Origin of the sequence: Pedobacter hiemivivus (assembly GCF_005144565.1) — a bacterium.
GTDB classification, from domain to species: domain Bacteria; phylum Bacteroidota; class Bacteroidia; order Sphingobacteriales; family Sphingobacteriaceae; genus Pedobacter; species Pedobacter hiemivivus.
Genome location: NZ_SWDX01000015.1, coordinates 1 through 24664, shown reverse-complemented (window position 1 = coordinate 24664; position 24664 = coordinate 1). Strand labels below are relative to the sequence as shown.

The 24664-nt window shown below is 39.6% G+C and carries 26 protein-coding genes and 1 pseudogene; 12 read left to right on the top strand and 15 right to left on the bottom strand.

The features are described from left to right. Positions 1-5: 5 nt before the first annotated feature. Together fabF and rnc are read left to right on the top strand one after the other, a co-directional pair. Positions 6-1259, top strand: coding sequence for a beta-ketoacyl-ACP synthase II (fabF, locus tag FBD94_RS24330; protein ID WP_136882142.1), 1254 nt, complete (start codon positions 6-8; stop codon positions 1257-1259). A 10-nt stretch (positions 1260-1269) separates the two neighbouring features. Continuing rightward, entirely contained in the window at positions 1270-1998 is a 729-nt protein-coding gene (rnc, locus tag FBD94_RS24325; RefSeq protein WP_169472401.1) for a ribonuclease III, read from the top strand. Here the strand turns inward: rnc and FBD94_RS24320 are convergent. Then, positions 1995-2714 carry a hypothetical protein gene (locus FBD94_RS24320; protein WP_235884643.1) on the bottom strand — a complete coding sequence of 240 codons (720 nt, stop codon included), beginning with the start codon at positions 2712-2714 and terminating at the stop codon, positions 1995-1997. The two genes, rnc and FBD94_RS24320, sit on opposite strands and share 4 nt — an antisense overlap. Positions 2715-2827: 113 nt before the next feature. Between FBD94_RS24320 and FBD94_RS24315 the strand changes: the two genes are divergently transcribed. The 3 genes from FBD94_RS24315 to nadD are packed head-to-tail and all read left to right on the top strand — an operon-like array spanning position 2828 to position 4857. Beyond that, positions 2828-3691 carry a YicC/YloC family endoribonuclease gene (locus FBD94_RS24315; RefSeq protein WP_131608287.1) on the top strand — a complete coding sequence of 288 codons (864 nt, stop codon included), beginning with the start codon at positions 2828-2830 and terminating at the stop codon, positions 3689-3691. 6 nt (positions 3692-3697) lie between these two features. Next, positions 3698-4267, top strand: a complete 570-nt coding sequence (gene gmk / locus FBD94_RS24310) for a guanylate kinase (RefSeq protein WP_136882140.1) — start codon at positions 3698-3700, stop codon at positions 4265-4267. A gap of 17 nt (positions 4268-4284) precedes the next feature. Continuing rightward, positions 4285-4857: a nicotinate (nicotinamide) nucleotide adenylyltransferase gene (gene nadD / locus FBD94_RS24305; RefSeq protein ID WP_136882139.1), complete on the top strand. Its 573-nt coding sequence runs from the start codon at positions 4285-4287 to the stop codon at positions 4855-4857. On the opposite strand, the gene FBD94_RS24300 is transcribed toward nadD, so the two are convergent. Beyond that, entirely contained in the window at positions 4854-5561 is a 708-nt protein-coding gene (locus tag FBD94_RS24300) for an SAM-dependent methyltransferase (protein WP_136882138.1), read from the bottom strand. The two genes, nadD and FBD94_RS24300, sit on opposite strands and share 4 nt — an antisense overlap. 301 nt (positions 5562-5862) lie before the next feature. Here FBD94_RS24300 and FBD94_RS24295 point away from each other — a divergent pair, with 301 nt between their 5' ends. Beyond that, positions 5863-7242 carry a DUF6600 domain-containing protein gene (locus FBD94_RS24295; protein ID WP_136882137.1) on the top strand — a complete coding sequence of 460 codons (1380 nt, stop codon included), beginning with the start codon at positions 5863-5865 and terminating at the stop codon, positions 7240-7242. A gap of 101 nt (positions 7243-7343) precedes the next feature. On the opposite strand, the gene FBD94_RS24290 is transcribed toward FBD94_RS24295, so the two are convergent. Beyond that, the gene (locus FBD94_RS24290) at positions 7344-7727 is read right to left on the bottom strand and encodes a winged helix-turn-helix transcriptional regulator (RefSeq protein ID WP_131607886.1); all 384 of its coding nucleotides are present in this window, start codon (positions 7725-7727) and stop codon (positions 7344-7346) included. Between the two features lie 94 nt (positions 7728-7821). Between FBD94_RS24290 and FBD94_RS24285 the strand changes: the two genes are divergently transcribed. The 4 genes from FBD94_RS24285 (at position 7822) to FBD94_RS24270 (ending at position 11908) form a co-directional block, all read left to right on the top strand. After that, the gene (locus tag FBD94_RS24285; RefSeq protein ID WP_136882136.1) at positions 7822-8562 is read left to right on the top strand and encodes an SDR family NAD(P)-dependent oxidoreductase; all 741 of its coding nucleotides are present in this window, start codon (positions 7822-7824) and stop codon (positions 8560-8562) included. Between the two features lie 450 nt (positions 8563-9012). Next, on the top strand, positions 9013-9312 hold the full coding sequence (locus FBD94_RS24280) for a hypothetical protein (protein ID WP_136882135.1): 300 nt from the start codon (positions 9013-9015) through the stop codon (positions 9310-9312). A gap of 350 nt (positions 9313-9662) precedes the next feature. Next, positions 9663-10217: an ORF6N domain-containing protein gene (locus FBD94_RS24275; RefSeq protein ID WP_169472400.1), complete on the top strand. Its 555-nt coding sequence runs from the start codon at positions 9663-9665 to the stop codon at positions 10215-10217. Positions 10218-10327: 110 nt separating this feature from the next. Next, positions 10328-11908 carry a peptide chain release factor 3 gene (locus FBD94_RS24270; protein ID WP_136882134.1) on the top strand — a complete coding sequence of 527 codons (1581 nt, stop codon included), beginning with the start codon at positions 10328-10330 and terminating at the stop codon, positions 11906-11908. A 169-nt stretch (positions 11909-12077) separates the two neighbouring features. On the opposite strand, the gene argH is transcribed toward FBD94_RS24270, so the two are convergent. From argH to FBD94_RS24220, 11 genes are all read right to left on the bottom strand, one after another. Continuing rightward, on the bottom strand, positions 12078-13409 hold the full coding sequence (argH, locus tag FBD94_RS24265; protein WP_131607882.1) for an argininosuccinate lyase: 1332 nt from the start codon (positions 13407-13409) through the stop codon (positions 12078-12080). 23 nt (positions 13410-13432) lie between these two features. Then, positions 13433-14500, bottom strand: coding sequence for a M20 family metallo-hydrolase (locus FBD94_RS24260; protein WP_136882190.1), 1068 nt, complete (start codon positions 14498-14500; stop codon positions 13433-13435). Between the two features lie 5 nt (positions 14501-14505). Further along, positions 14506-15324, bottom strand: a complete 819-nt coding sequence (gene proC, locus FBD94_RS24255) for a pyrroline-5-carboxylate reductase (protein WP_136882133.1) — start codon at positions 15322-15324, stop codon at positions 14506-14508. A gap of 2 nt (positions 15325-15326) precedes the next feature. Then, positions 15327-16115, bottom strand: a complete 789-nt coding sequence (gene argB / locus FBD94_RS24250) for an acetylglutamate kinase (RefSeq protein ID WP_136882132.1) — start codon at positions 16113-16115, stop codon at positions 15327-15329. 217 nt (positions 16116-16332) lie between these two features. Continuing rightward, on the bottom strand, positions 16333-17298 hold the full coding sequence (locus FBD94_RS24245) for a Rossmann-fold NAD(P)-binding domain-containing protein (RefSeq protein ID WP_136882131.1): 966 nt from the start codon (positions 17296-17298) through the stop codon (positions 16333-16335). Then, positions 17295-18428 (bottom strand): aspartate aminotransferase family protein, encoded by a 1134-nt coding sequence (locus FBD94_RS24240; RefSeq protein ID WP_136882130.1) that lies wholly within the window; start codon positions 18426-18428, stop codon positions 17295-17297. Before FBD94_RS24240 ends, FBD94_RS24245 begins: the two co-directional genes overlap by 4 nt. 92 nt (positions 18429-18520) lie before the next feature. Continuing rightward, the gene (gene argC / locus FBD94_RS24235) at positions 18521-19489 is read right to left on the bottom strand and encodes an N-acetyl-gamma-glutamyl-phosphate reductase (protein ID WP_136882129.1); all 969 of its coding nucleotides are present in this window, start codon (positions 19487-19489) and stop codon (positions 18521-18523) included. Then, positions 19482-20672: an argininosuccinate synthase gene (gene argG, locus FBD94_RS24230; RefSeq protein ID WP_131607876.1), complete on the bottom strand. Its 1191-nt coding sequence runs from the start codon at positions 20670-20672 to the stop codon at positions 19482-19484. Before argG ends, argC begins: the two co-directional genes overlap by 8 nt. 13 nt (positions 20673-20685) lie before the next feature. After that, on the bottom strand, positions 20686-21390 hold the full coding sequence (locus FBD94_RS24225; RefSeq protein ID WP_131607875.1) for a GNAT family N-acetyltransferase: 705 nt from the start codon (positions 21388-21390) through the stop codon (positions 20686-20688). Positions 21391-21480: 90 nt separating this feature from the next. Continuing rightward, a complete protein-coding gene (locus FBD94_RS26500) occupies positions 21481-21615 on the bottom strand; it encodes a hypothetical protein (RefSeq protein ID WP_262711001.1) in 135 nt (44 codons plus the stop codon). Positions 21616-21782: 167 nt separating this feature from the next. Further along, positions 21783-22985 carry an NAD(P)/FAD-dependent oxidoreductase gene (locus FBD94_RS24220; RefSeq protein WP_136882128.1) on the bottom strand — a complete coding sequence of 401 codons (1203 nt, stop codon included), beginning with the start codon at positions 22983-22985 and terminating at the stop codon, positions 21783-21785. Positions 22986-23270: 285 nt separating this feature from the next. On the opposite strand from FBD94_RS24220, the gene FBD94_RS24215 reads away from it, so the two are divergent. Both FBD94_RS24215 and FBD94_RS24210 read left to right on the top strand, forming a co-directional pair. Beyond that, entirely contained in the window at positions 23271-23576 is a 306-nt protein-coding gene (locus tag FBD94_RS24215; protein WP_131607873.1) for a YbaB/EbfC family nucleoid-associated protein, read from the top strand. A gap of 30 nt (positions 23577-23606) precedes the next feature. Then, positions 23607-24284 carry a metal-dependent hydrolase gene (locus tag FBD94_RS24210; RefSeq protein ID WP_136882127.1) on the top strand — a complete coding sequence of 226 codons (678 nt, stop codon included), beginning with the start codon at positions 23607-23609 and terminating at the stop codon, positions 24282-24284. Positions 24285-24432: 148 nt separating this feature from the next. Here the strand turns inward: FBD94_RS24210 and FBD94_RS26175 are convergent. Beyond that, positions 24433-24664 (bottom strand): annotated as a pseudogene (locus tag FBD94_RS26175) (hypothetical protein); the annotation flags it as partial.

Below are 24664 nucleotides of genomic sequence, written 5' to 3'. Positions count from 1 at the left end.
TATAAATGGAATTAAAAAGAGTAGTAGTTACAGGGTTAGGTGCGCTCACTCCAATTGGTAATACCGTTCCAGAGTTCTGGGATGGTTTGCTTAATGGGGTGAGTGGTGCCGGCCCTATTACCAGTTTTGATACTTCAAAGTTCAAGACAAAATTTGCATGCGAGCTTAAAAACTTCAATCCTGAGAACTTCATGGATAAGAAGGAAGCTCGTAAATTAGATCCATTTGTCCAATACGCGATAGTCTCTACAGATGAGGCTGTTAAAGATGGTAATTTCGATTTTTCACAGCTCGACACCAATCGTATTGGTGTAATTTGGGGATCTGGTATTGGCGGATTTAAAACATTTCAAGAGGAAATGAGGAACTTCTTTTTAGGTGATGGTACGCCACGCATAAATCCGTTCTTTATTCCAAAAGTGATTATCGACATTGTTCCCGGCCATATTTCTATAAAATATGGGTTAAGAGGACCAAATTTCGCTACCGTTTCTGCTTGTGCCTCAGCTACAAACGCCATGATTGATGCTTACAACTATATTCGTTTGAATATGTGTGACGTTGTGATTAGCGGTGGTTCTGAAGCCATCATTAATGAAGCCGGTATCGGTGGATTTAATGCAATGCACGCCCTTTCTACAAGAAATGATGATCCATCAACAGCTTCAAGACCTTTTGACTTAGACCGCGATGGCTTTGTTGCCGGTGAAGGTGCTGGAACCATTATTCTGGAAGAGTTGGAACATGCTAAAAAACGTGGTGCTAAGATCTATGCTGAGTTAGTTGGCGGCGGAATGAGCGCAGATGCAAACCATATTACAGCCCCACATCCGCAAGGATTAGGCGCAAGAATGGTAATGACAAATGCCTTAAATGATGCTGGATTAACGACTGCAGACATCGATTACATTAACGTTCACGGAACTTCTACTCCGTTAGGTGATATCTCTGAAAGCAGGGCTATTGTAGATTTATTTGGAGAAGATGCTTATAAACTAAACATCAGTTCAACAAAATCAATGACAGGACATTTATTGGGTGCCGCAGGTGCAGTTGAAGCTATTGCTACAATTCTTGCAGTACAAAACGATATTGTTCCGCCAACAATAAACCACTTTACTGATGATCCTGAGTGTGATTCAAAATTAAATTTCACGTTTAACAAGGCGCAAAAACGCACCATTCGTGCTGCTCAGAGCAATACATTTGGTTTTGGTGGTCATAACGCGTCTGTGATTTTCAAAAAATACGAAGAATAAGAAATAATTAATGCCATTATTTGATCTCTATAAGCTTTATCTTTCACCTGATAAGGTCTTTATAAGAAAGTTGAAAAACATATTAGGCTTTGTGCCTGGAAATGCTGTTTTGTATAAAATGGCATTCAGGCACAGGTCTGTGGCAAAAGTTTTAAAAAATGGAACCCGAAGCAGCAACGAACGGCTTGAATTTTTAGGCGATGCCATTCTGGGCTCTGTAATAGCCGAATTACTCTTTAAAAGCTACCCTTACAAAGAAGAAGGATTTCTAACCGAAATGCGTTCTAAAATTGTAAATCGTGCCAATTTAAATCAACTTGCCCGTAAAATGGGATTCGATCAGCTGATTGTATTTGATCAAAAAGCCGTTAACGTTCAAACCAAGCATCATTCTATGCTTGGAGATGCCTTTGAAGCCCTTATTGGTGCCGTCTATTTAGATAAAGGCTATAATTACACTAAAGATTTCCTGCTTAAAAGGATTGTTAAACCCTATATTGACATCCATACCCTTGAGCTTACAGAAACCAATTTCAAGAGTAAACTGATTGAATGGTGCCAGCGCCATGGAAAAGATATTACCTTTGATCTAATCCCGAATCTAGAAGGCGAAAGCCCTAAATTATTCAGCATTCAGGCGGTTATTGAAGGCGAGAGTTATGGTATTGGAAGGGACTACAACAAGAAAAATGCGGAAAAATTAGCTGCAGAAAAAACCTGCGAAGCCTTATCTATCTAATTCTTAATAGGTTTTCCTAGCGTATCTGTATACTTTTTATACGAATCTCTGATGTATTTGATAGCATCATACTCCGCCCAATTTTTTGCTTTTTCGTACTCCGGTCTATAATCTAGCATAAATTTCTCCAGATCAGCCCCTTTCAGGTCAGTATTGTTTTGTATCAAATACTCATTAAAGAACCCATCAATGCGGCTCTGCTGCATTTCTGTTTCATAATAACGTCCAAATCGTCTTGCATTCTTAGGTGTTCTCCCAAAAAGCTCATAAACCGCAGTTAAAGGCATAAACAAAAAAGATAGGAACGGTGGTTTTCCCTGATAAAAAGAGCCTTTATTTCTATAATCCCTTTTCAAATCCTGGAGTTCTTGTTTTTTAGTTTGTCCGCTAATGTTCACCTCTCTAAGCATCTTTCCGCGCTCTAAATAAATCGCAAGATCCTTATTATTGGCCACAACAACCTCAGCATCAGAAAAGTCTCTTTTAATTACCAAAAGCGTATCTCCTATAGATGCTCTGATCTGGAACAAGCCAAAGTCACTACTTACTACCCTAAAGCCACTCCGTTTATTGATAACCTCCGATGCAGCGATGCGATTTGAAGTCCCTTTTTCAAATATAACCCCTCCCAATAAAAAATCTTGCGCCATAACAGCAGGGATGGAGATCAGAAAAAATGTCCAAAACAATAAAATATTTAAAGAATTAAACTTCATTATTGGTTATTTATAGCTGTAAAAATAGCCATTGTTTAGTAATTACCTTAGTTAAAAAAAGTTAAATGGGCAGAGAAAGCCAATAAATTATATCTTTGCACATGATAAAATCAATGACAGGATACGGCCTGGCCTCTGCAGATCATCAGAATGTAAAATTCGTTGTAGAGATAAAATCCTTAAATAGTAAGTTTTTGGAGCTCAATTTAAAGCTTCCTAAAGCCTTTTCTGATAAGGAATTGCTATTGCGCAATGTTTGTAGTAAAGATATTGAACGCGGAAAAGTAAGTGTTTCCATAAATATTGAACGTGGCGAAGAAGCTTTAAAAGGCGCGACCATCAATGCTGCTTTACTAAGCAAATATTACAAGCAACTAGAAGAAATCAACATCAACTTAGGTGCAAATTCAAGCAATCTTTTACAAGCAGTGCTTAATTTCCCTGATGTAATTAGTTATGTTGATGACGAGGTAAGTGAAAATGACTGGATGATCCTGAACAATACTTTTACTAAAGCTTTGGCTAGTTTCAACCTATTTAGAGAAACCGAAGGTGCTGTTTTAAAAGCTGATTTGGAGCTAAGAGTTAAAAATATCCTTGCCTTTTTTAGCCAGATCGAAGTATTAGAGCCACTTAGAATCCCACTAATCAAAGCTCGTTTAAACCAGTTTTTAGAAGAAAACGTGGGCAAGATCAACGTAGATCAAAACCGTTTAGAGCAGGAATTGATTTATTATATCGACAAATTAGACATTACCGAAGAGAAAATCCGCTTAAGAAGTCACTGTGATTATTTCACCGACACTTTAAAAAGCAAAGATGCCAATGGTAAAAAGCTAGGCTTCATCTCTCAAGAGATTGGCCGTGAGATAAATACCATGGGTGCTAAAGCCAATGATGCCCAGATTCAACAATTGGTTGTTGGAATGAAAGAGGAACTGGAAAAGATTAAAGAACAATTATTAAACGTTTTGTAAGTACCAATGAAACAAGGTAAATTAATTATATTTTCTGCCCCCTCGGGAGCAGGCAAAACCACTATCGTTAAACATTTGCTTACGAAGTTTCCATCTTTAAGTTTCTCCATTTCTGCCACTACACGTGAGTCACGTGGCGATGAAAAAAACGAAAAAGATTATTATTTCATTTCTAAAGAAGATTTTCTACATAAAATAGCGCACCAGGAGTTTGTTGAGTTTGAAGAAGTTTACAAAGGTACTTTTTACGGCACTTTAAGATCAGAAATTCAACGCATCTGGGACAATGACCAGCATGTTATATTTGACATTGATGTTGAAGGCGGTTTGCGCTTAAAACGTAAATATGAAGAGGATGCCCTGGCTATTTTTGTCCAGCCCCCCTCATTAGAGATCTTAAAAGAACGTTTAACAGGTAGAGGTACTGATAGTGCCGAAAAACTTCAAGAGCGCTTTGTAAAGGCCGAAAAAGAGTTGGATTACGCTGATAAATTTGACGTGGTCCTTAAAAACTTCGATTTAGAAACAGCCTGTCTTGAAGCCGAAAAATTAGTAGGAGATTTTATAAAAAAATAACCCGTTAATATAGATTGATGAAAACCGGACTCTTCTTTGGCTCCTTTAACCCCATCCATATTGGTCATTTAATTATAGCCAATTACATGGCCGGTTTTTCCGGACTTAAAGAAGTGTGGCTGGTCGTTTCTCCGCACAACCCATTAAAAAACAGAAACAGCCTTTCGAATATGTACGATAGGCTGGAAATGGCAAAGTTGGCGACAGAAACATCTGATAAGATTAAAGTCAGCGATATTGAATTTAGTCTACCTCAGCCCTCCTATACCATTGATACACTGGCGTATTTACAAGAAAAATACCCCGGAAAAGAGTTTGCACTAATTATGGGCGCAGATAATCTGGCCTCTTTTAAAAAGTGGAAAAACTACGAGATTATTTTAAAAAACTACGAGATTTATGTCTATCCCAGACCCGGGGTAGACCTGTCGGAATGGGCCAACCACCCCTCAATTAAGATCACAGATACCCCTCAAATGGATATTTCGTCAACATTTATCCGCAAAGGAATTGCAGCTGGTAAAAATGTACAGTACTTTGTCCCAGACAAAGTACTTTCATTTATCGACAGCAAAAACATGTACCGCTAGGCGTATATCAAAAATATAGTCGGTTTTTTATGGAGATCAATCCGCTCTTGCTTCCACTGACCAACCGACATCGTTTTTACAAACTCATCTTCACTAGTTAAGTTACAGGCCACACAAAGCTGTGTTTGTGCGGTAGTATTTTTAAGAATATCTTCGAAAAGGTGGTTATTACGGAATGGCGTTTCAATAAAAATCTGTGTCTGCTTTTTCGCTTTCGCCAATTGCTCCAATTCTTTAATGCGCTTTCCTCTTTCCACTTTATCAATTGGCAGATAACCATTAAAGGTAAAGCTCTGTCCATTAAATCCTGAGGCCATTAAAGCCAACAAAATAGAACTAGGGCCTACCAAAGGCACTACCTTTATCCCACGTTTGTGTGCTTCCAAAATTACATCAGCACCTGGATCAGCAATTCCTGGACAACCCGCCTCACTCATCAAGCCAACATCTTTTCCCGTCATCAGTTCCTTAAAATAAGGCACCATAGAGTCATTACGCTTATGTTTTCCATAATCATGGACGGTCAAATCGCTTTGCGGAATTGTTATTCCCGCTTCTTTTAAGAACTTCCGGGCAGTCTTCTCATTTTCAACAATATAAACACTTAAAGAGTTGATGGTATCTCCAAGAAATGCAGTAAAAGATTTTTGAGCTGCATTTTCTGCCAGAGGAACAGGGATAAGAAATAATGTACCTTTTGTCATTCGTAATATGATTTTGTATGCAAAAGAAGAGAATTATTTGCGGTAAAGCGCATATTTCCTCATTTAAATAGTGTGGTCTATAAGTAATCTTAGCTTTTAAACCCACCGTCATCATCAGAAAAACGGTAAATTGTATATAGTAGTTTTAAATTAAAATAGGCCCAACCACAAGATAAACAAATTTAATTAGGGCACTTAGAAACACCACAATGTAATATTTTAGTAGATACATTAAACTATTCGTTGTTTTTGGAACTCAAATTGATACGTTAAAAGCGTTAGGTAAATTAAACACACAAAAATGAAAAACATGATCAAATTACCGGCTATAGTACTTGGGCTACTGCTCATGCTAACCGGGACAACACAAAAGGTTATGGCACAGGGAGACGATGTGTCGTTACAATCTTTTTATGATGAACTGTCTCCCTACGGAACCTGGATTCAGGATCCTCAATATGGTTACGTTTGGAGACCAGACGTAGGCCAGCAAGGCGATTTTAGACCTTATTACACAAACGGTCGTTGGGTAATGACTGAATATGGGAATACTTGGGTATCAAATTATGACTGGGGATGGGCTCCATTCCACTATGGAAGATGGGTTTACAACAGCTACAATGAGTGGGTTTGGATTCCTGATACCACATGGGGTCCGGCATGGGTAAGTTGGAGAAGTGGAGATGGATATTATGGATGGGCACCAATGGGCCCGGGCATGAACATCAACATCAGCTTTAACATTCCTTCTTTATGGTGGGTATTTATTCCGCAAAGGAATATCTATTACGACAGTTTCCCAAGGTATTATTCGCGCAGAAATACGGTTTACATAAACAACACTGTTATCATTAATAACACTTATGTACGTAACAGCAGAACTTATTATTCTGGCCCAAGGGCTGATGATATCAGACGTGCCACAAGACAGGATGTAAGGGTTTACAATGTAAATAACACTGGCAGACCGAGCAGAACCAACATCAGTGGAAACAGTGTAAATATTTATACACCAAGACCTAGCAGAGGCAATTCGAATGTAAGTGCAAGGCCGAGAGAAGCGATTAGACAAGAAGGAGCTACTACAATAAGAGGCGATAGAAACACTGCAGGCAATGGATCAGTAACAGGTCGTCCTTCGAGAGGTGAAAACCCAGGAAATACCAATAGGCCAAATGTTACACGTCCGGAGGGAAATACAAGACCTACAGAAGGTAATAACTCGAGACCGAGTAGGAATGAGAATCCTCAAAATCCTGGATCTCGTCCTCAAAGGCCAGAGGGGGTAACACCAAGTAGGGAAAACCCAGGACAACGGCCACAACAAGTTAATCCTTCGCAGCCGCAAGTAGAGCGTCCAACACGTCAGGAAAGACCTACGCAACAGCCGCAAACACAGCCGCAGCAAAGGCCAGAATCACCTCGTCCGGAAAGAATGGAGAGGCCTCAACGCCAAGAAAGCAGACCGACTCCACAACCTCAGCAGCAACAAGAAAGACCTGAGGCTCCTCGTCCGCAAAGACAGGAACAACCTCAACGTCAGGAAAGCAGACCTGCACCGCAACAGCAACAACAAAGGCCAGAGCGTGTACAGCAGCAACAGCCGCAAAGAAGTAGTGAAGGCAGAAGCAGCGAAAGCAGAGGTGGTGGTGAAAGACCATCGCGTGGTGGCAGAAACTAGCCGAACAAATCATTTAGTATAATTGGGTGCCCAAAAACCAGGGCACCCTTTTTTATTTGCTTTAATGTTGATCCGTGCGATAAGAAAAACTCATCAAACAACTAAAAGTCCGACACTACAATATCGGCATCCGGATTAACCTTGCTACGATGCAGATTGCCCCAATCGGACATGGCTTTCAGCATCGGTCTCATACTTAGCCCGAGCGGCGTGAGTTCGTATTCTACCCTAGGCGGAACCACAGGATATACCGTGCGCTTAACCACCTGATCTGCTTCCAGTTCTCGCAATTGCGAAACCAACATCCTTTCAGAAATTAGTTCTATCGAATTTTTCAAATCACTGTAGCGCATCGTATGGTGCATCAACCTGCAAAGTATTGCAGGTTTCCATCTACCCCCTAATACAGATAATGAATAGGCCATACCGCAACTGTCGTTAATCTGTTTTTCATTGATAGTGTTCGTAGATGATTCCTTTCTCATTTCTTACCTTTTTGTTAGTACCTGACAATTCAGTGTATACTAACAAAAATAAGTATTAGTATCTACTTTTGAATAGAAATCAATAACAAATAGTATGAAACGATTAGAAAACAAGATCGCATTTATTACCGGCGGTGGCCGTGGAATGGGAGCAGCTATTAGCAAAAGACTGGCAGAAGAGGGGGCAACTGTAGTATTAACCTATTCTAAATCCAGGGAAAAAGCAGAAGCAGTAGCCGCAGAAATTAAGGCGAATGGCGGGCAGGCCTCTGCTCTGGAAGCCGACAGTATCGACCCGAAAGCCTTAACAACTGCCATTCAAAAAACCATTGCAGAACTTGGCCCTATTGACATTCTGGTGAGCAATGCCGGAATCTATATTGGTAAGGAATTTGAATCACATACACTCGAAGATTATGAAGAGATCATGGCAGTAAACGTTCGGGCGGTATATGTAGCAGCCCTCGCTGCAGCACCCCATATGCCCAACAATGGCAGGATCATCACCATTGGCAGCAATATGGCTGATAACGCAATCAGTCCTCAAACCACTTTATATACCATGAGTAAAGCCGCGCTTAAAGGTTTTACGAGAGGGCTAGCCAGAGATCTGGGCGCTAAGGGCATAACTGTAAACCTTGTACAGCCAGGCCCAATTAATACCGACATGAATCCTTCAGATAGCGACCTGGCCGATTTTCTGAGAAGCCGAATGGCGCTTTCAGACTATGGAACAGGCGAAGATATTGCAGGCCTGGTTGCCTATCTGGCCAGCGAAGAAGGAAGGTTCATTACAGGGACTGCCATTACAATTGATGGTGGCTTAAATGCCTGATCATTACATCTCTGTATATCAGCAACTTAATACTATTAGTTAATTTTATAGAAATAATGTTTATTTAAAATATTCTATTTATCTTTAAAAAACGTAACACCCTATAAATTAAGAATAACTAAAACCCCGGCCAATGAAATAAAGAAACAGCGCAACATATCATTTACTTCTTAAATGAGGTATTAATTAGAGTCTCATACTTCTAAATCTGACAACTGAACATCCGAGACAATAGATTAATCCCCGTAACAAATATTGTTGTACTTTTGAAGTGCACTATAGCGTTACGGGCTCTATTGTAATTCGTAGGGTGGAGGCGGTCAGATGCCCGAAGTGTTGCGGTTTTACATAGGGTCTGCTATAGTGCATTTCGTTTCATTTAAAACGAAAGCCAACACAAGCATCTCCTAAATTCCCAGAGACTCATTTTTTTAACTTTAAAATGAGCATATGAATCACCAACAGTATCTTCACAAAAGACCATCGGGCACCAAAGCCCAGCAACAAGAAGTTGCCAATGAAGTCTTAAAATCTTTTTTTTCTGTTTATTCACTAGACGATAGTCTTGAATACCTTCGCCAAATGATGACACAAAGTTATTATACCAAAAAAGAATTTTTGAATAATGTAGAACGAGCTAATTTGATCGCTTTCTATGAATATCTCCACCCCATGATTATGGCCACCAGTATCCTCTATGAGGATAAATACCCCCTACATCAACCTAAACCAGAAACTAGTCACGCTTAAGGAGTAGTCCTCACATAGTCCACACATTCCACACCCTTTCTTCACAAAAAGGTACCTTTTTGTGGGTTTGGTGTGAAGGATGTGTGAACCAGGTGTGAAGAAACCTTAAACTTGTGAAGAATTTAAAATCTTGCTATTCCAAATTGGAATAGCAAGATTGGTAAGAAAATATTTAGCGTTTCCCCGATTACTTCATGTTTCGTTTAACTGATGAAGAATTTAAAATCTTGCTATTCCAAATTGGAATAGCAAGATTGGTAAGAAAATATTTCCCATACCAGCTTAATTAATTTTAACATATAGTAATTATTATACAATAACTATAGATCTTAGCCAAAAGTAAGCATGTTATGGAAGAAGAAAACCCTATTGGAACGAAGTTTCTTATCATCCCAGATGAAATTATAATGAAGCAGATCTATCTCATTCGTGGCCATAAGGTTATGCTGGATGAAGACCTCGCTGAGTTATATCAGGTAACTACAAGCAATTTAAATAAAGCGATTGCAAGAAATATTAAGCGTTTTCCCGATGATTTCATGTTTCGTTTAACTAATGAAGAATTTAAAAACTTGGACTTCCAAAATGGAATAGCAAAATGGGGTGGAAGACGGCAGCCGCCGAATGTATTTACAGAGCAGGGTGTGGCAATGCTATCAGGAGTATTGTCGAGTGATAGAGCCATAACGGTAAATATTCAGATCATGCGGATTTTTACCCGTATTCGTCAAATGTTGGCAGATAACACCGATTTGCGTTTAGAAATTGAGAAGATTAAAACGAAGCTTGATAATCAAGATAAAAATATGGAGATCGTATTCAGATACCTAGATGAACTGCTGGAAAAACAAGAAAAGCCTAATCCTCCAAGAAAAAGAATTGGTTTTAAGCCAGATAGTTTTTAATAAAGATGTATTTTAATGCGGTTGCCATAGCATAGCTTTTACGTAGACGCTGATTTTTATATATTATAATTATCTTTGCAGCCGCATTGAACGCACAGGCTTAATTCTTTATGATTCACCCAGAAATAGAAAAACGAAAAACATTTGCCATTATCAGTCACCCCGATGCCGGTAAAACAACCTTAACAGAGAAATTCCTGCTTTTTGGCGGTGCCATTAATACGGCTGGAGCGGTAAAACGCAACAAGGCCAACCAAAGCAATACTTCCGATTTTATGGAGATAGAGAAACAGCGTGGTATCTCTGTAGCTACTTCTGTAATGGGTTTTGAATATAATGGCAAGCGTATCAACATTTTAGATACACCTGGTCACAAGGATTTTGCGGAAGATACTTACCGTACCTTATCAGCAGTAGATAGCGTAATCCTCGTTGTGGATTGTGTGAAGGGGGTTGAGGAACAAACAGAAAAACTAATGTCTGTTTGTAGAATGCGTAACACTCCGGTAATCATTTTTATCAATAAAATGGACCGCGAAGGTAAAGATGCTTTCGATTTACTAGACGAGGTTGAAAATAAATTAAACATCAGCCTTTGTCCTTTATCATGGCCAATTGGTCAGGGACACACTTTTAAAGGTGTATATAGCATATACAACAAACACTTAAACCTGTTTGAACCTGACAAGTCAAAAATCAGCGCACCAGTAATTGAAGTGAATGACTTAAACGACGAAAACCTTAATAATTTCTTAAAGCCGAAAGAACTTGAAGGCTTAAAAGGCGATTTAGAACTTGTACATGGCGTTTATGGCGACTTAGACAAAAGCATGTACATTGAAGGTTTGTTGGCCCCTGTATTTTTTGGTAGTGCCATCAATAACTTTGGTATCAAAGAATTGCTGGATACATTTATCAATATCGCCCCTAGTCCGAAGGGACGTGAGGCTGAACAGCGTGAGGTGGCCGCAGAAGAAAAGAACTTTTCGGGCTTTGTATTTAAAATCCACGCCAACCTTGATCCAAAACACAGAGATAGAATTGCTTTCTTAAGAGTTTGTTCGGGCAAGTTTGAGCGTAATAAATTTTATTACCACACCCGTCAGGATAAGAAACTGAAATTCTCTAACCCAATGGATTTCATGGCCAATGAGAAAAGCATCGTTGAAGAAGCATGGCCAGGTGATGTAGTTGGTCTTTATGACAGCGGAAACTTTAAAATAGGCGACACGCTTACTGAAGGAGAGAAACTTCAATTTAAGGGCATTCCTAGCTTCTCTCCCGAGATATTTAAGGAGTTGGAGAATAGAGACCCATTAAAAACAAAACAGCTGGAGAAAGGCATACAACAGCTTACAGAAGAAGGCGTAGCACAGCTATTTGTGATGCAGCCCGGAAATCGTAAGGTAGTTGGGGCTGTAGGTGAACTTCAGTTTGAAGTAATTGCCTTCCGTTTGGAGCATGAATATGGTGCTAAGGCAGCTTTTAGGATGCTTAGCTACACGCGCTCTAACTGGGTAACGTCAAAGGACAAGACTAAACTTGCTGAATTCCTAAAAAGGAAACAAGCGCATATCGGTGAAGATAAAGACGGTAACCCGGTTTATCTGGCCGACAATGAGTTCATGATCAATATGACGATGCGGGATTATCCGGATATCGAATTCCACAAAACATCAGAGTTTAAATAACAAAATAATTTAATCATAAAATAAGCCTGCAATCTTACGATTTGCAGGCTTATTTTTTTTAGTACTATCGTCATCCTGAATTTATTTCAGGACCTCGCGCTGGCAAAGTATTTCCCTTGAGGGGTCCTGAGATAAACTCAGGACGAGCGCATTATAGACGACCGTACTATTACGCCAGTAATTTCTCGATAGCCTGATGTGTTTTTTCAAATTTAAATTGCGATAACACTTCCGTCATCATGCCTTCAATCTCTCCATTGCAAAGGTTTCCAATACTTCCTTCATGCGTATGGTTTACGGCTTTACCCGGAGCAAAAGTGCCATTATCAATAGATTCGCCAACGATTTTATAAGCTTCCCTAAAAGGAGTACCATTCAACGCCAGTTCATTCACCACCTCTACGCTAAATAAATAAGCATATTTCTTGTCATCCAGAATATGATCTTTCACGGTAATGTTTTGAAGCATGAAAGTGGTCATTTCCAAGCATTCGTTCAAAGAAGTAATTGCAGGGAAAAGATTCTCTTTTAACAGCTGCAAATCGCGGTGATACCCAGAAGGCAAATTGGTGATCATTAAAGCAATCTCATTTGGCAAAGCCTGAATCTTATTGCAACGTGAGCGGATCAACTCAAATACATCAGGATTCTTTTTGTGCGGCATAATGCTCGATCCTGTAGTCAATTCGTCTGGGAAGCTGATAAACCCGAAATTCTGATTGATGAACAGACAAACATCCATTGCCATTTTTGCTAATGATGCAGCAACAGAAGACATCGCCTGCGCCAAAATTCTTTCCGTCTTGCCCCTACCCATTTGCGCGTAAACCACATTGTAATTTAAGCGCTCAAAGCCTAGCAGAGCAGTCGTCATAGTTCTGTTTAAAGGAAAAGAAGAGCCATAACCCGCAGCAGAGCCCAAAGGGTTTTTGTTACAGATTTTCCAGGCGGCCAACATCAATTCCATATCATCTACCAAGCTTTCGGCATAAGCGCCAAACCATAGCCCAAACGATGAAGGCATAGCAATTTGCAAGTGCGTATATCCTGGCAACAGTTTATCTTTATGCGTATTACTCAACGAAATCAATTGTCCGAACAACACATTGGTATTGCCCACCATCTCTTCAATACAGCTTCTAAAATAAAGTTTCAGATCAACCAAAACCTGATCATTACGCGAACGTCCGCTATGTATTTTTTTACCGGCCTCCCCAATTCTTTGAGTTAGCAACCATTCTACCTGAGAGTGTACATCTTCAACAGTATCCTCGATAACAAACTTTCCAGCAGCTATTTCAGCATAAATATTTTTAAGTTCCTTTTGGATCTCTACAAGTTCATCTGCGGTAAGCAAGCCTATGCTTTCCAGCATTTCTACGTGTGCAAGCGAGCCTAAAACATCAAAAGCCGCCATTTGCAAATCCAGTTCCCTGTCTTTACCCACCGTAAAAGTTTCAATATCCTTATTTACATCAATATTTTTTTGCCAGATCTTCATGTATCAATTTTTAAAATTTTAATCTATTTGCCCCCTACTACTGGTTTCAGCATTGCAATATAAAGCTCAATACCTTCTTCAATTTCGTTGACATGCACATATTCATCAGCCATGTGCGAGCGTGCAGAATCCCCAGGCCCTACTTTTAAAGAAGGAATGCTTAACAATGCCTGATCAGAGGTAGTAGGCGAACCATAGGTAGTACGGCCTAAAGCCAATCCAGATTGCACTATTGGGTGTTCTTTATCAATAGATGAAGGTTTTAATCTTGTAGAACGAGGCTGCACATCGCAATCCACATTTGTACGAATGATCTTTAACACCTCCTCATTGGTATAAGCATCCGTTACCCGAACATCAACCGTAAAATTACAGGTTGCAGGGACAACATTGTGCTGAGAACCAGCATTGATAATCGTAACCGACATTTTTAAAGGACCAAACATCTCAGACACCTTAGAAAAACGATAGCTACGAAACCATTCGATATCCTTTAAAGCTTTATAAATGGCGTTATCCCCCTCTTCACGTGCAGCATGACCTGCTTTTCCATGTGTTGTACAATCCAACACCAACAATCCCCTTTCGGCAATTGCCAGGTTCATTAACGTCGGCTCACCTACAATGGCAAACTCCAATTCGCCTAAATCAGGCAATACACACTCTAAGCCGTTGCTACCAGATATTTCTTCCTCAGCGGTAGTGGCCAGACAAATGTTATAATTTAATCCTTCCTGATCATAGTAGTAAAGAAAGGTCGCTATAAGCGATACGAGGCATCCTCCCGCATCATTACTCCCTAAGCCATACAATTTACCATCTTCAACCGCAGCGTCGTAAGGATTGCGCGTATAACCTGTATTTGGCTTTACTGTATCATGGTGCGAATTTAAAAGCAATGTCGGCTTAGCCGAATCAAAATGCTTGTTATAAGCCCATATATTATTTAGTTTGCGATTGGTTTTTATACCTCTCTGCTGCAAAAAAAACTCAATTGCATCTGCTGTTTTATCTTCTTCCCTGCTAAAGGATTGGATGCTGATCAATTGTTTCAGCAACTCTAAACTATCTTTTTGCAGTCCCGCTATCATCATATCTATTCTTTTGTATATAAAGCACCTGCTTTAATTGCTGAAAGTTTAATTCCCTTTATTAATGATGAACTGAAGCCATTGTGCTCCATCTCGTTTAATCCCGCTATGGTACAGCCCTTAGGAGAAGTCACTTTATCAATTTCCTGCTCAGGGTGTGACTGCATCAATAATAACAGGTCGGCAGCACCTTTAGCTGTTTGCACAGCCATTTTTAAAGCTTCATCGGCATGGAAACCGATCTCTACTCCGCCTTGCGATGCTGCTCTGATCGCTCTTAAGAAGAATGCGATACCACAAGCACATAAGGCCGTAGCCGAAGTCATGAGGTCTTCGTTAATTTTAACCACAGAACCTACAGTTTCGAACATCCTGATCACCTCTGCTACATTTTCGGCAGTTGCATTATCAGTAGCCACACAGGTCATAGACTGTCCAATGGCGATCGCCGTATTTGGCATTGCCCTGATCACCTGTACGTTTTCACCTAATTTACTCCTGATATCTATACAGCTTACACCGGAAGCAACAGAAATAAACACTTGCTTTTTGTCATCAACAACAGCTTCTATTTGAGCTAACAAGTTGTTCAATTGTTGCGGCAATACCGCCAAAACAACAATATCGGCATTTGCAACTACGGCTGCGTTGTCATCACTAACTACAAAACCTTGCTCGGCCAAAGCGCTTAAACCCGAGATATTTCTTCTGGTTAAACTGATCTGTCCGGGTTCGGCATAGTTAGATTTAACTAAACCTTTGGCTAAAGAGATACCAATGTTTCCGCTTCCTAAAATAGCAATGCTGCCTTTAAACTTGTTCATAATTATTTTATTAATCTGGTTCCGAAATTATTTTCATTAATCTGTGGCAGTTCATCAGCCTTACCAATGTACACAGCTGATACTCCACTTTTTATTGCTTCAAAAGCATTGTGCAATTTAGGGATCATTCCGCCCGAAACCACACCTTCACTTTTTAAAGTGTCAAACTGCTCCATCTTTATCTCTGTCACCAATGAACTATCGTCGTCTATATCACGCATTACTCCTCGCTTTTCAAAGCAATAGATTAACGAAGTTTCATATAAATCTGACATAGCCACCGCCACTGCCGAAGCAATAGTGTCGGCATTTGTATTTAAAAGCTGTGTTTCCCCATCGTGGGTGATGGCACAAAGTACAGGTACCAATCCCGCATCTAACAGGCTAGAAAGTGTTTTAGTGGAGACAGATGAAGCATCCAAATCACCTACAAAACCATAATCTATATCCTTTACAGGGCGCTTTACCGCTTTAATGATATTGCCATCTGCACCGGTAAGCCCTATTGCGTTACAACCTTTTGCCTGTAGCTGGGCCACCATGTTTTTATTGATTAAGCCGGCATATACCATAGTTACCACACGAAGTGTTTCTATATCGGTAATGCGTCTGCCTTCCACCATTTTAGCTTCTACGCCAAGCGAAACGCCTAACTCTGTAGCAATTTTTCCACCACCATGAATTAAAATCTTGTCGCCCGGAAGGGCTGTAAAGTCCAGTAAAAACCGATGTAGTTTCTCTGAATCGTCAATTACATTACCCCCGATTTTAATTACACTTAGTTTCTTCATTTTTTTATTTATGCATTTATGTGTATCATCCTCAACTCTTCGTTAGCCCCACAAGCCGTCATTCTGAATTTTTCAGTAGTATTCATTGATTCTAGTCTTCAAGAATGCTACGCAGTTTATTTCAGGATCTCGCACCTGCAAGGCCGCTTTTCTATTCCGAGATCCTGAAATAAATTCAGGATGACGACCGCGTTATCGACCGCTCTTTAACACCGCCTTAAATTAGTTTTTCAAGCATTTGCTTTAACACCGCCTGCGCCGCCCATAAGCGGTTTCCCGCTTCATGGATCACCAATGAATTCGGTCCATCCAATATTTCTGAGGAAAGCTCTAAATCGCGGCGAACAGGCAAGCAATGCATCACCCTCGCGTCGTTAGTCGGTTTTAACTTATCATTAGTTAGCATCCAGCCTTCTGTAAAAGGTAATACTTTACCATATTCCTCATAGCTAGACCAGTTTTTAACGTAAATGTAATCTGCACCGGCCAAAGCCTCATCCAAATCATTGGTAATATGAGCTCCTTGCGTAAAATCTACATTTAACTCATAACCTCTAGGTTGAGCAATCGTAAAATCAAGCATTCCCTCTTGCTGCGCTTTGCACATCCACTCCGCAAAGGAGTTAGGAACTGCCTGCGGCAATGCTTTTATGTGTGGTGCCCAGGCTAAAACAACCTTAGGTTTAGCAGTACCTTTCCAAGTTTCCTTTATTGTTACCAGATCTGCCAAACTTTGCAGAGGATGGCGGGTAGCACTTTCTAAGCTAACCACAGGAACCTTGCAGTATTTTATAAATTTATTGAAGAAATCTTCATTATAATCCTCGTCACGATTCAACAGTTTAGGAAAAGAACGCAAACCAAGCACATCACAATACTGCCCCATTACAGCTGCAGCTTCCCGAATATGCTCTACGGTAGTTCCGTCCATCACGATACCATCTTGTGTTTCTAGCGCCCAACCTTCTTTATCCATGTTCATCACCATCACATTCATCCCCAAATTAAGGGCTGCCTTTTGAGTGCTTAAACGGGTACGTAAGCTTGGGTTTAAAAAAACAAGACCAAGGGTTTTGTTTTTACCCAAATGCTGGTGCGCATACGGGCTTTCTTTAAGTGCCAATGCATCTTTAACCAATTGGCCGATGTCTTGCACATCATTTACTGAGGTGAATTGGTTCATCCTTTTAAAGCGGTTTTAAAATCATTCAAAAATTGATCTGCCAGATCCTTAGTTAAATTTAAAGCAGGCAATAGTCTGATGACATTAGGCTTTGCCTCTCCAGTAAAGATTTTATATTTAAATAGTAAGTCTTTTTTTAGGTTTGGAAGGCTTTCTGGAAGTTCTATTCCGATCATTAAGCCACGCCCACGCACTTCTTTTATCCCCTCTATTTGCTTTAATTCATTGATCAGATAAGTACCAACCTCTTCCGCATTTTTTAACAGGTTATCCTGTTCAATGATTTCCAAAACTGCCAATGCAGCTGCACAAGCCAAATGGTTACCACCAAAAGTGGTACCCAACATACCATGCCAAGGCTTAAATTTAGGCGCAATAGAAATCCCTCCTATCGGGAAACCATTACCCATTCCTTTTGCCATGGTATAAATATCGGCATCAACACCCGCATAATCATGCGAGTAGAATTTACCAGTTCTGCCATAACCGCACTGCACACTATCCGCAATATAAACGGCATCATACTGATCACAAAGTGAACGGATTTTTTGTAAAAAGCTTACAGAAGCTTCTTTAATACCACCAACACCTTGTATTCCTTCAATAATTACGGCTGTAATTTCATTACCATGCTCCGCAAATGCATTTGCTAAAGCAGCTTCATCATTGTGTGGCAAGAAAATAATGTTATCAGTTTCGTTTACAGGAGCGATAATTTTAGGATTGTCTGTTGTAGAAACCGCCAAAGAGGTTCTGCCATGGAAGGCCCCCTTAAAGGCAATTACCTTTTTTCTTCCATTGTAAAAAGAGGCCAGCTTTAATGCGTTTTCATTGGCTTCAGCTCCTGAGTTACATAGGAACAACTGGAAATCTGTCTTCCCTGAGACTTTGCCAAGTTTTTCAGCTAGCTCTACTTGTAAGGGAATAAGCACAGAATTGGAGTAAAAGCCTACTTTATTGAGTTGATCTGTTAAGCGTTTTACATAATGCGGATGGGTATGACCAATAGAAATTACAGCATGACCGCCATATAAGTCTAAATATTCCTGACCATTTGCATCCCATACTTTGCTGCCAGATGCTTTTACTATTTCTATATTATTTAATGGGTATACGTCGAATAAGTTCATTTTTATTTAATTTTTAAAGATTAAGGATTCCGTCCATTATGCTGAAAATCAGCACAAAGACGGCACATAAAAGAGCGTTGAGAACGTTCTAGCTAAAATGCTACTGCCTTTAGCCGGAGTCCTTCGGTCTCTTCCAATCCAAAAATTAAATTCATATTCTGCACCGCTTGTCCGCTTGCTCCCTTTAATAGGTTATCTATAATGCTTACAATAAACAACTTGGTACCATGTTTTTCTACATGTACAATTGCTTTATTGGTATTTACCACCTGTTTTAAGTCGATATTCTTTTTGCTCACATGCGTAAACGGATGTTTAGCATAATAATCGCGATAAATACGCTGTGCTTCTTCCGTTGTTAAATCGCTTTCCAAATACATCGCCGCTAAGATACCCCTTGCAAAATCGCCACGTTGTGGAATAAAGTTCAGCACCTGCTCAAACTTTCTATTGAGCTGTTTAAGGCTCTCACCAATCTCATTTAAATGCTGGTGTTCGAAAGCTTTATAAACCGATAGGTTGTTGTTGCGCCAGCTAAAGTGTGATGTTGCCGCCAAGCCCTGTCCCGCACCTGTTGATCCAGTTGTTGCATTGATGTGTATTTCGTTTGTCAACAATCCTTTTGCCGCCAGCGGAAGTAGACCCAACTGAATGCAGGTTGCAAAACAACCCGGATTAGCAATAAAATTACTTGTTTTTATTGCCTCTCTGTTCAACTCTGGCAAACCATAAGCCCAACGGGTACCTGCATTAACCTTTAGTCTGAAATCCTGACTTAAATCGATGATCTTAATCGCTTTATTAATGTCGTTGTTTTCCAAAAATAGCTTTGAATCCCCGTGTCCAAGACATAGAAACAACACATCGATATCAGATGTAAGTGAAGGAGAAAAACGCAAATCTGTATCGCCAAGCAAGTCGGTATGAACATCAGAAACCAGGTTTCCGGCATTGCTCTTACTGTGTACAAATTTAATTTCTACAGAAGGGTGATTGATCAGAATGCGAACTAATTCACCTCCTGTATATCCTGCACCGCCAACTACACCTGCTTTAATCATGTCCGTTTACTTTATGCCAGATCATTACCTGGTTGCCAAAAATCTTAGAAAACCCTTTTACATCCTCGCCACTCCATGCGTTGTTCATTTCGCCATAACTACCAAACTTATTGCTCATCAAGTCATGCTCAGACTCGATGCCTATAATATTGAAGCGATAAGGCAACAACTCTACAAATACCGTTCCGCTAACCACCTTCTGAGTATCAGTTAAGAAAGCTTCGATGTTGCGCATAATTGGATCATGAAATTGACCTTCGTGTAACCAGTTGCCATAAAAAGTAGACAATTGTTCTTTCCACGAAAGCTGCCATTTAGTTAAAGTATGTTTTTCAAGCGTATGGTGCGCTTTGATGATCACAATTGGAGCCGCAGCTTCAAAACCCACACGTCCTTTTATACCGATAATGGTATCTCCAACGTGAATATCTCTGCCAATACCATAAGGCTGTGCAATAGCTTGTAATTTTTGAATAGCTTGAACTGGAGCTAAAGTCTCGCCATCAATCGCCACTAACTCTCCTTTTTCAAAAGTTAAGTTGAGTTTACGTGGAGTTGTTTCCGAAACCTGTGTAGGCCATGCCTCTTCAGGTAAAGTCTCATTAGAAGTTAAAGTTTCTTTTCCTCCAACAGAAGTTCCCCATAGTCCTTTATTGATCGAGTATCTCGCTTTTTCAGCGCTATATTCAACACCATGTGCATTCAGGTATTCTATTTCCGCTTCGCGGGATAATTTTAAATCTCTAATTGGTGTAATGATCTCTACGTTAGGAATGATGATATTAAAAATCATATCAAAACGTACCTGATCGTTACCTGCGCCTGTACTACCGTGAGCCACATAATCAGCCCCAATCTTTTTTACGTAATTGGCAATTGCTGTTGCCTGACTTACACGCTCTGCACTAACGGAAAGAGGATAGGTAGCATTTTTCAATACATTACCATAAACCAGGTATTTAATACAGCCGTTATAATAATTTGTAGTTTCATCAACCACAGCATGAGAAACCACACCAAGAGCGTAAGCGCGCTTTTCAATTTCCTGTAATTCCTCATCAGAAAACCCACCTGTATTTACAATTACAGAATGAACCTCAAGTCCACGGTCCTGAGCAAGGTAAATGCAACAAAATGAGGTATCTAAACCTCCGCTAAAAGCTAAAACAACTTTCTTCTTCATCTTAATATAACAGCTATTTAAATAAAACACTAAACATTAGAAACAGGGATTTCGGACCCTTCTTATTTGGAGACTTAGTCTTAAGCACTAATCTTTGCTTAATACGCATAAAACGTTCGTACAACTTTGGCTTTTTATGCAGCTCTTCAGCAAACTTCTTTGCTACTTCATGCTTCTGCTCTACTGGATCGTACAACATCGCAGTACACATACAGTTTTTGCGCTCCTTCATTTTTAATATTTCGAAGTTAACACAACTTTGGCAACCTTTCCAAAATTCCTCATCCTGAGTAAGTTCAGAATAAGTAACGGGTTCGTAGCCAAGATCAGAATTGATCTTCATTACGGCAAGGCCCGTGGTTAAACCAAATATCTTGGCCTTTGGATACTTCTGTCGAGAAAGTTCGAATATTTTTTCCTTAATGGCGTGCGCTAAACCTGCCTTACGGTATTTAGGACTAACAATAAGTCCAGAATTGGCCACAAACTGCCCGTGAGTCCATGTTTCTATGTAACAGAATCCTGCCCATGAGCCATCTTTATGAAATGCAATAACGGATTTACCGTCAACCATTTTCCCTGCTACGTACTCCGGAGAGCGCTTAGCAATACCTGTACCTCGTGCTTTAGCCGATTCAGCCATCTCTTCACAGATTTCTTCTGCAAAGACACGATGTTCAGGAAGTGCAACCTGCACTATAAAATCGTTTATATTCATTAATATGATAACGAAAAAATATAAATATTTTGATTAATTGTTTTTTGAGAGGCAATCCTCTTCGTAAATGACCTGATATAAGGGATTTACTCAGATCCGCGGCGTATAGGTTTGCCGGTTCGTAGTCACAAAAAACACGGGTTGTAAACGTTCAATAAACAGACTTCTTGAAGCAATATTCTTTGCTTCAACAATAGAAAGTTTATGCGTTGCGTGTTTGATCATTTTCTGCGTATAATAATTATTTGAATGAGTTGAGGCGCAAAGGTTTAAATAAATATCGAATTGTGCAATACGTTTTTAATTTTTTTACATTTTTCAGTGATTTCCAAGGCATTAAAGCCCTTCAAAAAAGGTATTTCACCATTTAATAATAAAAACGTGTATTTAACTTAACGTCCGAATCTGAAATAATGTGATAAAAGATTAGGCATTCCGTCCATCATACCGATAATCATCTCTGCTCCTGTTACCGAAAAAGTAATGCCATTCCCGCCAAAGCCCAAAAGAAAATAACTATCCGGAAATTTCGGATGCTGACCAATATAGGGCAAGCCATCTTTTGTTTCACCGAAAGTACCGCACCAGCAAAAATCTTCAATAAATGTCACCTCTGGAAGATATTTTTTCAGGGTTTTGACCAACCGATCCTTCTTTTTACAAAGTAATAAATCCCGTCTTCGCGCATTTTTAAAGTCAACATCTTCACCACCCACAAGTAACCGACCATCTGCAGTGGTACGCATGTACAAGTAAGGTTTATCCGTATTCCAGAATAAGGTTTTATTACACCAGGGAGTATGCTTATTCTCTTTTTCACTAATTATTGCATAAGTGCTTTTTAAAGTCACAATTTTATCTGGCAGCATCCCCTGAGTTTCATATCCAGTACAATAGATGATTTTTTTGGCGCGAATTTCTGCGCCGGTATGCACTAGTACTTTAACACCATCCTTCTCATATTTTACCTTTTTCAGCTCCGTTTTATCAAATACTCTTAAACCCTTTTCTGAATTATAATGCAGTAGATCATGGGTCAGGCAAAAAGCATCCACACTTCCGCCATCTTCCGACAAAATCCCTCCTTCGGCTAACAATCCGTATGCTGTAAATAATTGTTCCTTATCCAACCATTTCACCTCAAAACCAGCAGCTAAACGAGCCTCAAACTCGGATTTCAACCATTTTACATCTTTACTATTGCCCGCAAAATAAACGGATTCCTTTTTTTCAAACCCACATGCTGATTTGATCTCATTTACCAGAGTATGCAGGCTATCTATCGCATCCCGACAAGACAAATAACTGGCAATAGCGCCTTGATCGCCTATCAACTCCTTTAATTGATACAAAGGAATATCTATTTCATATTGGAGCATCGATGTGGTTGCCGAAGTACTGCCATTGGCAATCTCTCTTTTATCGATTAAAACTGTTTTATATCCCTTTTTGACAGCAGCATGAGCCATTAATGCTCCTGTTATACCTCCGCCAACAATTAACACCTCCGTATCTATATCTTCCCGCAAAGAAGGATATGAATATTTTATTCCATTTTTTACCAGCCAAAAAGGTTCATTCGAACGTACATCCATAATTTTAATTGATACTTTTATAACACCAGAATCCTCAATCTGTTTGATTTACCCGATACACAACGGCTCATATTTAATCTGTTTGCATATACTTACCCTAAGCAGTAAACAACGCGACATTTACGACCTTCCGGTCACAAACCCATTCACTAAATACAATGATCTTTTTAAACTATTTGTCGATTTTAACAGCAAACTGATGAAACAAAGCTTCTTTTTTCATTTTAATCGGTATAGTTTAAACCAATTTCCTTTAATTTCGTTGTTATAAAAAACAACCTGATTATGTTCGATAAATTGATGGCGGCACAACAAAAGGCCGATGAAATAAAAAAACGCCTGGATACAATTTCTGTTTTTGGCGAAGTTGAAGGGGGTGCTATACGTATTACCGCTACTGCAAATAAAGCGATTACGAGTGTAGAGATTAACGATGATTTTTACAAACAGGCCGATAAAGAAGAGTTAGAAGAACTGCTACTTACAGCCATAAACAAAGCGCTGGCACAAGCTGATCAGGTGAGTGCCACGGAAATGCAAGCTGCAACAAAAGATATGTTTGGCGGAATGGGTGGTATGTTTGGACAATAATACGCAGTTTTATTAAATAGAAAAATAGAGATGAAGTATACTTATTATGGACAATCTTGCTTTCTGCTTGAAGCTGATGGCAAAAAGTTTCTTTTTGATCCTTTTATTACCCACAACCCGCTAGCTAAGCACATTGATATCAAAGGCATTGAGGCCGACTATATCCTTGTTAGCCACGGACACGCAGATCATGTTGCCGATCTAGTAGAAATTGCAAATCAAACAAAAGCTCAGGTAATCGCATTGGTTGAGGTGGCCGACTGGATCAGAAAACAAGGTGTACAAAATGTAACCGACGTGAATTTTGGCAAAGCTAAATTTGACTTCGGGATGCTACGTACCGTTTGGGCTACACACTCAAGTAGTAATCCGGATGGCAGTTATGGTGGTAACCCCGCCGGTTTTGTATTAGAGCTGGATGGAAAAGCAATATATTATGCCGGGGATACGGCACTAACGGTAGAGATGAAAATCCTGGCAGACTTGTATCATTTAGACTATGCCATTCTTCCTATTGGGGGCCATTATACGATGGATGCCGATGATGCCGTAGTGGCTACGAAATACATTGACTGCGATAGAGTAATTGGTGTGCACTATAACACTTTTCCGCCAATTCAGATTGATACTGAAGCCGCAATAGCCAAGTTTAAAAGAGAAAACAAGTCGCTGTTTTTACCGGGAATCGGTGAAACGATTGAGCTTTAATTGCAAAATATTCTATTCAAAAATAGCCTGATCATCAATTATGATCAGGCTATTTTTTATGCGGTCGTCATCCTGAACTTATTTCACTGTTGTCCGGAGAAAATGATAAAACACAAAAAAAGCGGCTTAATAAATCATTAGGCCGCTTTTATATTTTAAAATTGATTTCAAAGCCCCCAAAGCTAAGCTGATTAGTTTTAAGTGCTACAGGTAACTTATCTGGGTCGTTTAAAAAAGTGAAAAGATTAATGTAACTCATCAGATGTAGTCTTATAATTGAACTAAGGTTCGAGAAAGACCATTTTCTTTTAAGCTGCACTTGAATCAGTTTGACCAGTAAATCAGATATAAACGCACACCATATCTGTATCTTAATTGCA